Annotated in this window: 10 protein-coding genes; 3 read left to right on the top strand and 7 right to left on the bottom strand. The window is 59.7% G+C overall.

Annotated features, from left to right (window positions below):
• Positions 1-23 precede the first annotated feature (23 nt).
• Positions 24-776 (top strand): YkgJ family cysteine cluster protein, encoded by a 753-nt coding sequence (locus tag ALP40_RS13760; protein ID WP_122208807.1) that lies wholly within the window; start codon positions 24-26, stop codon positions 774-776.
• A 24-nt stretch (positions 777-800) separates the two neighbouring features.
• Here the strand turns inward: ALP40_RS13760 and ALP40_RS13755 are convergent, their stop codons facing one another.
• The 7 genes from ALP40_RS13755 to ALP40_RS25400 form a co-directional block, all read right to left on the bottom strand.
• A complete protein-coding gene (locus tag ALP40_RS13755; protein WP_122208806.1) occupies positions 801-1,031 on the bottom strand; it encodes a hypothetical protein in 231 nt (76 codons plus the stop codon).
• Between the two features lie 93 nt (positions 1,032-1,124).
• On the bottom strand, positions 1,125-2,126 hold the full coding sequence (locus ALP40_RS13750) for a fimbrial protein (protein WP_122208805.1): 1,002 nt from the start codon (positions 2,124-2,126) through the stop codon (positions 1,125-1,127).
• Position 2,127: 1 nt separating this feature from the next.
• Positions 2,128-2,913 (bottom strand): molecular chaperone, encoded by a 786-nt coding sequence (locus tag ALP40_RS13745; protein WP_122208804.1) that lies wholly within the window; start codon positions 2,911-2,913, stop codon positions 2,128-2,130.
• Positions 2,910-5,396, bottom strand: a complete 2,487-nt coding sequence (locus ALP40_RS13740; protein ID WP_409077526.1) for a fimbria/pilus outer membrane usher protein — start codon at positions 5,394-5,396, stop codon at positions 2,910-2,912. The genes ALP40_RS13745 and ALP40_RS13740 overlap by 4 nt, the downstream gene beginning before the upstream one ends.
• Before the next feature lie 233 nt (positions 5,397-5,629).
• Positions 5,630-6,385, bottom strand: coding sequence for a molecular chaperone (locus ALP40_RS13735; RefSeq protein ID WP_122208802.1), 756 nt, complete (start codon positions 6,383-6,385; stop codon positions 5,630-5,632).
• A 62-nt stretch (positions 6,386-6,447) separates the two neighbouring features.
• Positions 6,448-7,032, bottom strand: coding sequence for a fimbrial protein (locus ALP40_RS13730; protein WP_122208801.1), 585 nt, complete (start codon positions 7,030-7,032; stop codon positions 6,448-6,450).
• A gap of 342 nt (positions 7,033-7,374) precedes the next feature.
• The gene (locus ALP40_RS25400; RefSeq protein WP_147478322.1) at positions 7,375-7,752 is read right to left on the bottom strand and encodes a hypothetical protein; all 378 of its coding nucleotides are present in this window, start codon (positions 7,750-7,752) and stop codon (positions 7,375-7,377) included.
• Between the two features lie 277 nt (positions 7,753-8,029).
• Between ALP40_RS25400 and ALP40_RS13725 the strand changes: the two genes are divergently transcribed.
• Together ALP40_RS13725 and ALP40_RS13720 are read left to right on the top strand one after the other, a co-directional pair.
• Entirely contained in the window at positions 8,030-9,196 is a 1,167-nt protein-coding gene (locus ALP40_RS13725) for an efflux RND transporter periplasmic adaptor subunit (protein WP_122208800.1), read from the top strand.
• Positions 9,193-12,294, top strand: a complete 3,102-nt coding sequence (locus ALP40_RS13720; protein ID WP_122208799.1) for a multidrug efflux RND transporter permease subunit — start codon at positions 9,193-9,195, stop codon at positions 12,292-12,294. Before ALP40_RS13725 ends, ALP40_RS13720 begins: the two co-directional genes overlap by 4 nt.

Raw genomic sequence — 12,294 nt, 5'->3', positions numbered from 1 at the left:
TCACGCACGGGCCTACCGACACGATGAACACCCAGTTTTCCTGCACAGGCTGCGGCGGTTGCTGCACCGATCACCATGTTCCGCTCACCCTTGACGAGGCCGCGCAGTGGGCGGCGGACGGCGGTACGGTGATTGTCCTGACCGAGGCGTTTCTCAGTAACGGTTATGGCGTACCCGAAGCCCAATTGACCCACGCGACACGCCGTTCGACCGAGGTCAACTGCGGGCAAACCACAGCGTACGTCGCCATTACGTTCGCGGCTTACAACGTAGGCCGCTGCCGGAATCTTGACGAAGAGAACCTCTGCCGCATCTATGAGCGCCGTCCATTGGTGTGCCGCATTTACCCAATGGAGATCAACCCCCACATTCCGTTGCGCCCCGAAACCAAGGGTTGTCCGCCAGAGTCATGGGAGCAAGGCCCGGACCTGATCGTCGGCAACAAACTGGTAGACACGCAATTGATGGCGCTGATCGAACAGTCTCGCCAGGCCGACCGGGACGAGATCAAAGCCAAACAATCGATCTGCCAGACGCTTGGCATTCGTACCACCGCCCTCAAAGGCAATGGTTTTGTGGCTTATCTGCCCGACATGGCCGCCTTCGCCGCAGCCATCGAGCAGCTTGCCGACAGCGGGACCGATGGGTATGGAGCGGCAGATTGGGAGTTTCACGTGGCCGGACAGACGGTCATCGACACGCTTCAGGCCGCAGGTGCCGAGGTCACGATTCGTGAACCCGTTTCCTACCTGTTCATACCGCTGCAGGCGGCCTGAAACGGTTAGCGCGAGACAACCAGCTCAGCGCTTGCCCATCGAGCGGCGGGTGCCTGACGGTGCGACACCCGGCGTTTTGTGGTGCCCGGACGTGTTCGATTTCTGATACCAGGCCTGATCCTTGTCTTTCTTGGCCTGCGCAAACTCCGACGGTTTGAACGGAAAGCTGAACGGTGCAATCGCAGCCTTCTTATCGGTGGTGTCTACGGAGTCGGTTGCGGCTTCTTGAACAGAAGGTTGTTCAGGGGTGGTCATGATGGCACCAGAAAGTCGAAATGGCCGGGCAAACGCCCGCGGTCGCGCAGCATACAGCAATCATCGGCCGCCCGCCCGAGCCTCCCGTCGCCATTACTTATAGAACAAATCCACCATCACCTCGGCATCGAAAGGGCCAACGTTGGGCCGCGTGGTATTCCACACCAGCTCGGCATTGAAGTCCGCCTGAGAGGCATGGGTTTCGCCCAGCAGTTCGGCCAGATGGAACGGTTCGTTGTAGCGCAACGCATTGCCGTTCACCGCACTCGCGATACGGATGCCCACCGAAGCGTTGGTAGCAGGAATCAGTAAATCTCCAGCGCCTGAGACGCTACCGCCCACCGGTCGAAAACGGGCATTGATACTGAAAGGCGAATCGCAGGCGCGACTGGCGACCAGTGAAAACGGCTGCGTGGCGAACACCCTGCCAACAGCGACTTTCTGGATGGGAAGTTCGCCGAACTCTACCGTTTCCGGCACCACTTGCAGTTCGGCGTCGCAGGCTACGAAACGCAGGCCGGTCAGGTTGTCGATCATATAGCCCAGGCTGCGGCCCGGTATCGGTTGCTGCCCCGCGCCATCAAGCTGAAAGAAGCGATAGTCGAGCAGCGTGCTGGCGACCCCGGAAGGCGGCGTCTGGCCGAATTTCTGAATGAAAACAGAAAACCGCAGGTTGAAACTGGTCTTGGGACACTGATCGATATTCGCATCGCCCTCATGGCAGGCCGGCACATACTGACCGGTGGCGATACGCCCGCCGCTTTGCACGTAATCGACACCGTTAAGCGCAAGGCCGGCACGAATGCCTTGCCCGATCATGAGATTGTCGGGGTTCAGATAGACGAAGACCTCTTCCTGAAGTGCCTGCTGGCCGTTCTTGAAACAATCGACCCGAATGTCCAGCGGCTCGGAACGCCATACCACCTCGCTGTCTGCCACCGATGCAGGTATCGCGACGGAACTGCTCATCTGTCCCCTAATAACAGTTTCGCCGGTTCCCTGGGCCTTGCAGACAAGCGCAAAAACCGGCGTCGGGGTCAACAGTATCAACAGCGCAACGGATCGCAACCCGCGTCGTAGAGCTCCATCTTTCATATCAGCATTCATCCTGAGGGGAAGTGTTATCCAACAGGTCAGCGCTTGAAGACGCCTGCCCGTTCAAACGCGTGCAGAAGCTGCGCTGGCCGCCATAGTCGGTCAGCGCCCTGAACTTCAGGCGCTGTTCAGTGAGTAGCCGCTTGCTGGCGGGTAATCGAAAGTCGAGCTGACCTCCCGGGGGCAGCAACGCGTCGTCACTGATCGGCTCACCGTCCAGAACGAGGGTTTCAAGCGCCGCGTGATAAACCGTCGGATTGCTGACATGCAGCATCATGTTCCCACGCACATCCGCAGCTATCGACCAGACCAATTGCCCGGCGGTGTCAGCCGGATCGCCTGCCAACCCGACCGGCCGATAGAACAGGTTGATGCGTCTACGCAGGGCGATGTTGACCTGACGAACACCCGTCCGGCGTTGGGGGACTTCAAGCACGTACAAATGCAGCAGCGATTCACGATCGCTTGCCATCCCTGCCCCCTGATACAACACCCGAACGATTTGTCTTGCCCCCCCTGTCAGGCGGGACAACGGCGGAGTGACCACAAAGGGCACGGGCCGACGTTGTGGCAAAGGTGTAGCGTCATCATCACCGGGATCGCTGAGCCAGGCCTGAACCAGCACGTCGCTGCCACCCCGGTTACGTACCTCAAGGCTGGCTTCTCGGTATTGTCCATCGAAAATCAGCCGCGTCCCCGCCAGCGAAAGCGCACCCTGAGCCTGAGCACTGACCACAAGTAGCAGCCCAAGCATCACGGCGCTCTGCCAGCCCATCACCCTGATCATCGGCAGATCACCCTGAGCTGTTCGTAAGCTCGTGCCGGATCCTTGGGTGGCAGAGTGAACGGCGCCTCACATCGCTGATCGGACCAACGCACCTGCAAAACTCCGGTGTCGCGCTCACTGAGTACCAACGCCTGACTGTTGGGATCCACCACTGCAAGCGCCCTGCCCTGGCGGTCTTGAACACTGGCCCCCAAGGGTATTGCGCTGCCATCGGCACGCACCAGTTCGAACTGCACGCGCCTGCCGACCGCCGCAGCAAAGCGCACCAGCGGGATGGCCCCACGCCTCGGCACGATCTGGGTGATCGCGCCGTCGAGGTCGATGTCAGCGCCCAGTTGTCGCGTGTCCAGGCTGACCCAGTTGGTGCGATAAGGCTGCGCATACGGCAACACCGCATAGCCATTGCCTGCGGTCGCCACATTGCTGAATGATTTCAGCCGCGCCCCGCTGACGTCGGGCACATGCACCAGCGCGAACGTCTCGCCCAAAGACTGTCCCGGATTGAGGCCGCCCGCGTGCGCCACCCATGATCCGGCGGCGGCAAGGGTCGCCGCGTCATAGTCGCGGCCCTGGCTGTAGCCCGCTTCAAAACGTCCGTAGGGGGTTGTGGTGTTGATCTTGGCGGCGCCGAAGCTTACGGAGCTGCTGTCGTGTCCGCTTTGTACCGAATAGAACGTGTCTCGGTCATCCAGCACCTGTCCATTGAGGCCTGCCTGCAAGGTGTATTGGCCGCTGCTGTCACGTATGCCATTGAAGGACAGCCGCGAGGCGCCAGAGCTTGAGCCCAGCGGGACCGTTACGCTGAGCGCGATACGATTGTCGGGTGTCGCTTCACCCGTTCGCCCGAAGGTTTCGTTGCGCTCGATGGAGAGGCTGTAGTTCACCGAGTGCCAAGCCGCGTTGTAAGACAAATACAGTTGACGGGTCTTGCCGGGCAGATTCCAGTAACGCTGTTCAGAGGCAGTCAGGCTCAGGGACGCGCTACGGGCAGGCAGCACCTGTGTGACGTTGACTTCGATCCGGTCCTTAGGCTGCCCGCCTGAAAACGTGCCTGCCAGCATCCCCGCGACGTTATCCGTCTCGCTTACATGCTGAGCAAGCGTGCGGTATCGCTCGGTGGAATACCGATAACCTGCCACGGCCAGGGTGGTATGAGTAACATTCAGCGTATTGGCGTAACGAACCCTCACACTTTGCCCTGCAAGCGCTTGCTCATCCTGTCGGCTGACAGAATGGGTCACATCCAGCGAGACGGCGCCCAGACCGGTATTGACCCCCGCCCCCACATTCGCAGCCTGATAGGTGTCGGCAAGCTGCAGGCCACCGAACCCGGTGACCTGTTCGGTGAGCCCGTAGATCAGCGCGGCACTGGTGAACGTCGGCGCGCTCTGCCCTTCACTGTCGACCCGGCCTGCCGCCACGCTGTAGCGCAGGGCTCCGGCCGGAACCATGATCGGTAAAGAGGCGTAGGCTTGAACGAACGTACGCTGACGCCCGTCAGCTTCGATGACAGTGACTGAAAGATCGCCGTTCGAGCCGCTGGGGTAGATGTCGGATAGTTCGAAAGGACCCGGAGAAACCGTGCCGCTGTAGAGCAGAAAGCCGTTCTGGCGAACTTCGACGGTGGCGTTGGTTTCGGCAGTGCCACGAATGACAGGGGTGTAGGTGCGCTCACTGTCAGGCAGCATGGCGTCATCGGAAGCCAGGGTGGCCCCTCGGAACCTGATACTGTCGAACACCTGCGAATCGGTGTACGTCTCACCCAGCGTCAACTGGCTTTTCAACGCAGTGATGTCGCGCTGAGCGAAGGTTCGATTGCTGCGAAATCGCCATGACCGATCGGTGCCGCTGACCAGTGAAGACTCATTGCGCAGCCGCCAGGCGCCCAGATTCAGACCGTTGCGCAGCCCCAGATAATAGTGATCGTTGTCGATCTCACGGTTGCGCCGTCTGGAGCCGTTGAACGCGTAATTGACGAAGGCCGCCGTTTCCCCTTCATCCCATAATTGCGGCGACACATAGCCTCTGGCACTGCGCGCCATCACGGCCTGGGGAACACTGATGGTCAGCCGCAATGCGTTGGGGTTGTAGTCGACACGGGCAAACTCAACGGCCGTCGGCAGATCGAAACACGCATCCTGCGCTCCCATCGCCGGTAAACGCGCAGGGTCCAGGCCCAGATTCTGCAGTATCTCCACCGTCAGGCAAGGCTCGATCAGCCCGGAGCGGCGGTTCTTCGAAAATTCGATATCGCGTCGGCCACTCAGGACACGGTTGACGAAGATATCGACTCGATAGGTCCCCGGCAGGATGCTGTTGGCGCGCAAAAACTCTTTGAGGTCGGGCGGCTGATCACTGCCCTGGATAAAAGCGGTATTGAATCTAACCGAGCCCGCTGTACCGGCATCACTTGAGGGTGCCGAAAACACAGTGCCGGAAAAAGTCAGCACCAGACTGAAACCCACCGGATAACGCCAGTACATGCGAACTGCATGACGCGTTGACCCACGCCCCGCATGCGGGCGAACGTGTCGTGCAATGACGCCTTTATTATCTTTTTTATGCCATTCCATTAGCGATCTTCACTCTACTTCGGTTATATCGCACACCTCGCATGCTCCGCGCGGGCACACGGCGACTGGACCTTCGTCGTGACCGGGCCCTTGGGGACGCATTCGATGGCTGCCTTTCATAAACGGATTTCGGGGAAACAACGCTATCGAGTGGAAGCCTTGCTTGCGTAGACGGCCACACCCTCATTCAAGCGGGCCTGATAAGGCACCTGACCGCCAAAGTCATTGATACTCAGAAAGCTCAATTCCAGGGGTCCGGCATTGCCTTTGCGCAGCAAGGGAAGGCTCAGACGCTGGTGCGGTGCGAGCATCTGGCGGTCCAGACTGACCCGTTCAGTGCCGCTCTGGCGGGCCGAAACCCGGAGCATTGAAACGTGGTATGGGCCGGGGTTCTCGACGTTCAACACATCACCGCCGCCCCAGGTCCAGCGCAGCTTTTCGGGTGCTTGCAACGCATCACCCTCAAGCCCCTGCGGTCGAAAGAAGACTTTGATCCGTTGCCGAATCGCGATCTGCAAGGTGTTCTCTGCGGCGGTCTGCGGTATCTCCTGAACATTGAGCCAGAGCACTGACTCCCGGTCGGCGGGCAGGCCGGTGCCCGAATGAATGATGCGTAGCAATTGTCTGCCGCCGCCTGACATTCGGGCCAGGGCGGGAGTCACGATAAAAGGCAGGCCAGTCTTTTTCTGCGCAGTGTCAGGGGTTGCGGCGTCCGGTGCCTCAAGCCATGACTGCAACAGAATCTCACCGCTTCCGCTGTTCTGGACCCCAAGACTGGCCTCCTTGTCGGCTCCCTGATAAATGACACGCGTGGTGTTCAGCACGATGCCCGCCTGAACGGGCGGCACGCCAAGCCCCATCGCGACAAATGCAATGCAACGTAAAAAGTCGAAACGCATAATGAATGCTCGCCTCTGGTCAGGCTTGAGGCAGGGCGAGTCAAACCCGCCCTGCCAGGCCGTTACTCGTAATCCATCACGAACGGCATGAAGCCGTCGGCATTGCCTGGATTGGTGGGCGTACCATTGAGCACGTACACCGCGCCAAAGTTGATTTCCGCCGTAGCACCCTCGGTACTGTCTTTGACGAGTGTGGTGTCGATTGTCTCGCTGCCGCTCAGGTCCATCAGAACACTGGAAGCATTCAACAGACCGATACCGACGCCATCGGCGGCGCCTGTCGTGCGCAGTAGTTTGGAGTCGTTATTGTCCAGCCCGCTGCCGTTACGAGCAGTGAAGCGCATCTTCACCATGTTGTACTGATCAGCGCCTGCACTGCAGTTGACCAGCAGCTGAATAGGCGTCGCCGTTTCATAGCGAGTCTCGGTGGAAAGACCGATGTCTGAAAAGGAAACGTTTCCAAGATCCACATTAATCTCACCTGGGTTGGTGCCGGCGCTGACACCGGTCCCTGGCCCGACATCGCAAGAGATATTGGTCAGTGTTCCGTTGAAGACCAGTTTGCCGTTGTTTGCGGCATTGGCGGTTTGCGCCATGCCGAGGTTGATTGCGCCCAAGACTGCCAATGTCAGAGAAAGCTTTTTCATGCTAACGACCTTCCTTGTGTTATTTCGTGTGTGCCCATACTCGGACGGCAGCACTATAGGTCCGGCGCTTTTTAACCGATGTCAGTGTGATTACTTTAACGGTACGGACACGACCACACGCGACGCAGGATGCATCTGTAGGAATAACCGGAATTGCCTTACAAGCCACGTTTTTAGGGGGATTCAGACATTAACCAAGTGGATACGTCAACCAAATGCCTGCTGATGGAGCGCTGACGTGTTGGGAAAGGAAGGTGGGCACAATACTGTATTGTCGGACAATAACCCGACGCACCGGCAGATGCGACGGATAATGAAAGAAAAGAAGATAAATGAGAGACGTTATTGATACGTGAGTGTGACGACACCGGAACGTGCAGTGATGATCGTACGTTCGGCTGTCAGTGAAGCGGGTGACGATGACAATGCTCGATAGTTGGCGACGAAAGGCGTTGTTTCACCGCCACAGGCATCTTTCAGTGCAGTGATCTGAATCACGACACCCGGCGCAACGGTTAATGACTGTCCAGAGGACATCGATGTGGACGTCGATACTTCACAACTCGCATTAACGACACTTCCATGAAAACTCAACACACCGTCTCGCGCCAGCGACAGTGTCGAGATCATTAAGAGTGGAATAAACACGGCCGCTGCCACTCTGGAAGGCGTGGCCAAAACATGCAGAACGCTATTGCCGACTGACGTATTACTGCTCATGCCACACCCCACTGATGAACGCTTAATAACCGTTAAGTCGAGGGGGAATCTGTTATTAGGAAGCGACGTCAGGAAGTGGTAGGAATTGTCCTAGGACTCGCTCATTATCCAATACGTCATCCCCCTCTACCGTTATATCGTCCCGGTACGGGATTTCTTGATCGACGCTTCCTGACAATCCTGACAGCTGAAAGTCACTCTGCTGACCGTGTTTGCACGCTATAAGGAGTCATGAAACCTGTTGCCTTCACTCTGACTCTTCCGGCGTCTTCTCCGCATGCGTAAACCGACCGTCGCTGTCACTGCTGTCTTGATCCTTGCAGCCCTCGTAGGGATTGTCAGCTGGAGCCTCATGCGCCCTGCGAGTGCGCCGAAACGCGCGCCTGTGCCAGTGCCGGTCAAGGTAGTGACCGTGCAGGCCGCAGATGTACCACGTTTCGTGACCGGTATCGGTTCGGTGCTGTCGCTGCAGAGCGTGGTGATCCGACCTCAGGTAGACGGGGTGCTGACCAAAGTGCTGGTCAAGGAAGGCCAGCAGGTCAAGGCCGGAGAGTTACTGGCGACGCTGGATGACCGTTCGATCCGTGCTTCGCTGGAGCAGGCCCGGGCACAACTGGCCCAGAGCAAGGCTCAACTGGACGTTGCCCGGCTCGACCTCAAACGCTATCGCCAGCTCACCGAAGACAACGGCATCTCCAAACAGACCTACGACCAGCAGCAGGCCCTGGTCCGACAACTGAGCGCAACGGCGCAGGGCAACGAGGCGAGCATCAATGCCGCACAGGTCCAGCTTTCTCATACTCAGATTCGCTCGCCGGTGAGCGGCCGGGTCGGCATTCGCAATGTCGATGAGGGCAACTTCATGCGCGTGACGGACGCCGCCGGGCTGTTTTCCGTCACCCAGATCGATCCGATCTCAGTGGAGTTCTCGCTGCCGCAACAGATGCTGCCTACCCTTCAACAGCTGATCGCCGGCAGTACTGGCGCGGTGGTCAAAGCCTATCAGGGTGACAGCGCAGCCAACGGTCTGCTGCTAGGCGAAGGCACACTGTCATTGATCGACAATCAGGTATCGGCTGCCACCGGGACGATTCGCGCCAAGGCGCAGTTCAAAAACCCCGGCGAGCGGTTGTGGCCGGGGCAACTGGTCACGGTGAAAATCCTGACCGGTATCGAGCGGGACTCGCTCACGGTCGCCCCGCAGGTGGTACAGCGCGGCCTGGACCAGCATTTCGTCTACCGGGTCACTGCCGACAAGAAGGTCGAGACAGTGCCGGTCAAAGTGCTTTATCAGGACAGCGATCAGATCCTTATCAGCGGGCCACAGGCAGGCGATGTCCTGGTCAGTGACGGTCAGTCGCGCCTGAGGCCCGGGACGTCGATCGAAGTGGTGAACGGACACGCCGAAGACGACCGCACAGCTCAGGTGGAGCGCCCGCTATGAATGGCAGAGGCTCCGTATCGGCCTGGTGTATCGGTCACCCGGTCGCCACGTTGCTGCTGACGTTTGCCCTGGTGTTGCTGGGCGTCATTGCCTTTCCGCGCCTGCCCGTCGCACCGTTGCCGGAGGCGGAATTTCCCACTATCCAGGTCAGCGCCCAACTGCCGGGGGCGAGCCCGGAAACAATGGCCTCCTCTGTCGCCACGCCCCTTGAAGTGCAGTTCAGCGCCATACCGGGCATGACGCAAATGACGTCCAGCAGCGCCTTGGGATCGACCAACCTGACCCTGCAATTCACCCTTAACAAAAGCATCGACACGGCTGCGCAGGAAGTCCAGGCCGCGATCAACACCGCTGCCGGACGTTTGCCCGCCGACATGCCCAACTTGCCGACCTGGCGCAAGGTCAACCCAGCCGACAGCCCGGTATTGATCCTCAGCGTCAGTTCCAGCCTGATGCCGGGCACTGAACTGAGCGATGTCACCGAAACCATTCTGGCGCGGCAACTCAGTCAGGTCGAAGGCGTCGGGCAGGTGTTCATCACAGGCCAGCAGCGTCCGGCAATCCGCGTGCAGGCCGCTCCCGAGAAACTGGCTGCGTTGGGCCTGACGCTGGCCGACATTCGCCAGGCCGTGCAACAAACCAGCCTCAATCTGGCCAAGGGCGCGTTGTATGGCAAAGACAGCATCTCGACGCTGTCGTCCAACGATCAGTTGTTCAAGCCGCAGGATTACGCAAAGCTGATCGTTTCCTACAAGGATGGCGCACCTGTGCACCTCAGCGATGTGGCGCGGGTCGTCAACGGTTCGGAAAACGCCTACGTGAAAGCCTGGTCCGGTGACCAGCAAGGCGTGAACATCGCCATCTTTCGCCAGCCCGGCGCCAACATTGTCGAAACCGTGGACCGCATCCAGCGCGAGTTGCCGCGCTTACAGGAAATGCTCCCCGCCGCTGTCGATGTGTCGGTGCTCAACGACCGGACCCGCACCATCCGTGCCTCGCTGCATGAAGTGGAACTGACCCTGCTGATTGCCGTGCTATTGGTGGTCGCGGTCATGGCGCTGTTCCTGCGCCAACTGTCAGCGACGCTGATCGTCAGCGCCGTGCTGGGGGTGTCGCTGATTGCCAGCTTCGCTGTGATGTACCTGCTCGGCTTCAGCCTGAATAACCTGACGCTGGTGGCGATCGTGGTCGCGGTGGGCTTTGTGGTGGACGATGCCATTGTGGTGGTCGAGAACATCCATCGACACCTTGAGGCCGGAGAAGGGATGCGCGAAGCGGCCATCAAAGGCGCAGGGGAAATCGGTTTCACGGTGGTGTCGATCAGTTTCTCGCTGATTGCAGCCTTCATCCCCCTGCTGTTCATGGGCGGCGTGGTCGGGCGACTTTTCAAAGAGTTCGCACTGACCGCCACGGCGACCATTCTGATTTCGGTGGTGGTGTCGTTGACCCTCGCCCCGACCCTTGCAGCGCTGTTCATGCGTGCGCCTTCTCACGCCCAGCATTCGCGACCGGGTTTCGGCGAGCGCTTGCTGGCCACCTACGAAAGAGGGCTGCGTAAGGCGCTGGCGCATCAACGCATCATGCTTGGCATCTTCGGCCTGACGCTCGGCCTTGCGGTGGCGGGCTACATCGTCATCCCCAAAGGGTTCTTCCCGGTTCAAGATACTGCGTTCGCGCTGGGCACCACGGAGGCGGCTGCCGACATCTCCTACCCGGACATGGTGGAAAAACACTTGGCGCTGGCGAAGATCGTCGGTGCCGACCCCGCCGTACTGGCGTTCTCCCATTCGGTCGGCGTGTCGGGCAGCAACCAGACCATCGCCAATGGCCGATTCTGGATTTCGCTCAAGCCGCGATCCGAACGCGATGTGTCGGTCAGCGAATTCATCGACCGCCTGCGCCCCAAACTGGCCAAAGTGCCGGGCATCGTCCTGTACCTGCGCGCCGGTCAAGATATCAACCTCAGTTCCGGCCCCAGCCGCAGCCAGTACCAGTACGTACTCAAGAGCAACGACGGGCCGTTACTCAACACCTGGACCCAGCGCCTGACCGAAAAGCTGCGTGAAAACCCGGCCTTCCGTGACCTGTCCAACGACCTGCAATTGGGCGGCAGCGTGACGCATATCGACATTGATCGCAGCGCAGCGGCCCGCTTCGGGTTGACCACGGCAGACGTGGATCAAGCCCTGTATGACGCGTTCGGCCAGCGCCAGATCAGCGAGTACCAGACCGAGGTCAACCAGTACAAAGTGATCCTGGAACTCGACGCCCAACAGCGCGGCAAGGCCGAAAGCCTGGCGTATTTCTACCTGCGCTCGCCCCTGACCAACGAAATGGTGCCGTTGTCGGCATTGGCCAAGGTGGGCGCGCCGCAAATGGGCCCCTTGTCGATCAGCCACGACGGCATGTTTCCCGCAGCCAACCTGTCGTTCAACCTGGCCTCCGGGGTTGCCCTCGGCGATGCGGTGCGCATGCTGGACGAGGCCAAAGCCGAGATCGGCATGCCGGCCTCGATCATCGGCAGTTTCCAGGGCGCGGCACAGGCGTTCCAGAGTTCCCTGGCCAACCAGCCGTGGCTGATTCTGGCCGCATTGGTGGCTGTCTACATCATTCTGGGCGTGCTGTACGAAAGCTTCGTGCATCCGCTGACCATCATCTCCACACTGCCCTCTGCCGGCATTGGCGCATTGTTGTTGCTGTGGATGATGGGCCAGGACTTCTCGATCATGGCCTTGATCGGGGTGGTGTTGCTGATCGGCATCGTCAAGAAGAACGGGATTCTGCTGGTCGACTTCGCACTGCAAGCTCAACGCGAGCAAGGGCTGACGCCTCAGGAGGCGATATACGAGGCCTGCGTGACACGCTTCCGGCCCATCATCATGACGACCCTGGCGGCGTTGCTGGGCGCGCTGCCACTGATGCTGGGCTTCGGCGTTGGTGCAGAGCTGCGCCAACCCTTGGGTATCGCGGTGGTCGGCGGTCTGTTGGTCAGCCAGATGCTGACGCTGTTTACGACACCGGTCATTTACCTGCAACTGGAGCGGCTGTTCCACAAGCGTCGTCCAGCGCCTGCGCCGGCGCTGGCCATTCAAGAGTGA

It is taken from the genome of Pseudomonas viridiflava, assembly GCF_003702045.1.
GTDB lineage: Bacteria > Pseudomonadota > Gammaproteobacteria > Pseudomonadales > Pseudomonadaceae > Aquipseudomonas > Aquipseudomonas viridiflava_C.
This window is presented reverse-complemented; position numbering and strand designations above follow the sequence as displayed.

What these genes read in the sequence shown, in the direction of transcription:
- ALP40_RS13760 (WP_122208807.1), top strand. Translation starts at nt 24, where the DNA reads ATGAACACCCAGTTTTCCTGCACAGGCTGCGGCGGTTGCTGCACCGAT.
- ALP40_RS13755 (WP_122208806.1), bottom strand. Translation starts at nt 1,031, where the DNA reads ATGACCACCCCTGAACAACCTTCTGTTCAAGAAGCCGCAACCGACTCC.
- ALP40_RS13750 (WP_122208805.1), bottom strand. Translation starts at nt 2,126, where the DNA reads ATGAAAGATGGAGCTCTACGACGCGGGTTGCGATCCGTTGCGCTGTTG.
- ALP40_RS13745 (WP_122208804.1), bottom strand. Translation starts at nt 2,913, where the DNA reads ATGATCAGGGTGATGGGCTGGCAGAGCGCCGTGATGCTTGGGCTGCTA.
- ALP40_RS13740 (WP_409077526.1), bottom strand. Translation starts at nt 5,396, where the DNA reads ATGTACTGGCGTTATCCGGTGGGTTTCAGTCTGGTGCTGACTTTTTCC.
- ALP40_RS13735 (WP_122208802.1), bottom strand. Translation starts at nt 6,385, where the DNA reads ATGCGTTTCGACTTTTTACGTTGCATTGCATTTGTCGCGATGGGGCTT.
- ALP40_RS13730 (WP_122208801.1), bottom strand. Translation starts at nt 7,032, where the DNA reads ATGAAAAAGCTTTCTCTGACATTGGCAGTCTTGGGCGCAATCAACCTC.
- ALP40_RS25400 (WP_147478322.1), bottom strand. Translation starts at nt 7,752, where the DNA reads ATGAGCAGTAATACGTCAGTCGGCAATAGCGTTCTGCATGTTTTGGCC.
- ALP40_RS13725 (WP_122208800.1), top strand. Translation starts at nt 8,030, where the DNA reads ATGCGTAAACCGACCGTCGCTGTCACTGCTGTCTTGATCCTTGCAGCC.
- ALP40_RS13720 (WP_122208799.1), top strand. Translation starts at nt 9,193, where the DNA reads ATGAATGGCAGAGGCTCCGTATCGGCCTGGTGTATCGGTCACCCGGTC.